Source organism: Sulfitobacter sp. HI0129, from assembly GCF_001635395.1.
In the GTDB taxonomy this organism is placed as follows: Bacteria; Pseudomonadota; Alphaproteobacteria; order Rhodobacterales; family Rhodobacteraceae; genus Sulfitobacter.
The window spans coordinates 1-1,374 of the sequence record NZ_LWGH01001118.1 but is presented as its reverse complement, the minus strand read 5'-3'; the positions used below and the strand labels follow the sequence as shown (position 1 = coordinate 1,374).

The following is a 1,374-nucleotide window of genomic DNA, read 5'->3' as shown; positions in this document are numbered from 1 at the left end:
AGCATGGAATTCTTTCTCTGAGCTACTCCCCATCTCTTGGACAGGATCTGGCGTAAATTAAGCTACTCGTTGCACCTGCTGATCGGGTTGGTTGATATCATTTTTCTGCCAATAGACCAGCGCCGGTGGCTTGCCGCCGAGGGCCGAGTGAGGGCGCTGGTGGTTGTAGAAGGTCATCCATTTCCGGATGGCTGCTTTCGTCTCCGATCCGGTCTCCCAGGCATGCAGGTAGACGCACTCGTATTTCAGGGTGCGCCACAGCCTCTCGATGAAGATGTTGTCGAGGAAACGGCCTTTTCCATCCATCGAGATCCGCACGCCTGATCGGCGGAGCCGATCTGTCCAGGCGAAAGAGGTGAACTGGGATCCCTGATCCGTATTCATTATCTCGGGCGGGCCGAACTTGTGAATGGCCTCGTTCAGCGCTTCGACGCAGAAGTCGGCCTCCAGCGTGTTCGAGATCCGCCAGGACAGAACCTTGCGGGTATGCCAGTCCATGATCGCCACCAAGTAGAGGAACCCGCGGCGCATGGGCAGATAGGTGATGTCCGAGCACCAGACCTGGTTTGGGCGTTCTACCCGCAGACCTCTGAGCAGGTAGGGATAGGTCTTGTGCCCTTTCGCCGGCCTGCTCGTGTTGGGCTTCTGGTAAATCGGCATCAACCCCATCAGGCGCATCAGCCGCCGTATTCGCTTCTCGTTCACAAGGTGTCCGTCGTTACGCAGATGCCAGGTCATCTGCCGAACGCCGAAGAACGGGGTCTCCAAGAACTGCTCGTCGATCTGCCGCATCAGGCCGAGGTTCTGCTCAGACTCGCCCTTGGGGATGTAATAGAAAGACGAGCGCGCGATCGACAGCAGCTTGCACTGCTGGCCGATCGACAGCTCCGGGTGGTCGGACTCGATCATGCCGCGCCTCACTTCCCGCCCCAGGGCTTGAGCTTTCGTTCCAAAAAAGAGTTGGCCACCGCCAGCTCCCCGATCTTGGCGTGGAGCTCCTTCACCTGCTCCTCGTCGATCTCCGGCTTCTTGCGGCTCCCGCGCTCGAACACGCCTGAAGCGCCCTCGAGCAAGGCGCGTTTCCATTGGTGAATCATCGTCGGATGCACCCCGAACCGGCTTGCCAGCTCAGCGGCCGTCTCCTCGCCTTTCAGGGCTTCCAGCGCGACCTTCGCCTTGAACTCAGGCGCATGTTGCTTTCGCTTCGACATCTCTGATCTCCTTCTCGTCGAAGATCAGCAGACAACAAATCGTAGCTTACGTCAGTGTCCGATTTTCTGGGGGTAGCTCAGCCGTCAGCAAGGATGCATAAGAACCTCTGGCATAGTCAGGCGTAGCAAACGGTCCAATCAATCGATATTTCCAGTTTCCAGA

The 1,374-nt window shown here is 57.9% G+C and carries 1 protein-coding gene; it reads right to left on the bottom strand.

The window, feature by feature from the left end; genetic code table 11:
* Positions 1–57 precede the first annotated feature (57 nt).
* Positions 58–1,211 (bottom strand): IS3 family transposase gene (locus A3764_RS23455; RefSeq protein WP_236628317.1). Its coding sequence is split into 2 segments (ribosomal slippage): positions 58–959 and positions 959–1,211, totalling 1,155 coding nucleotides; the frame shifts between segments, so codons are not numbered across the junction.
* Between the last annotated feature and the right edge of the window lie 163 nt (positions 1,212–1,374).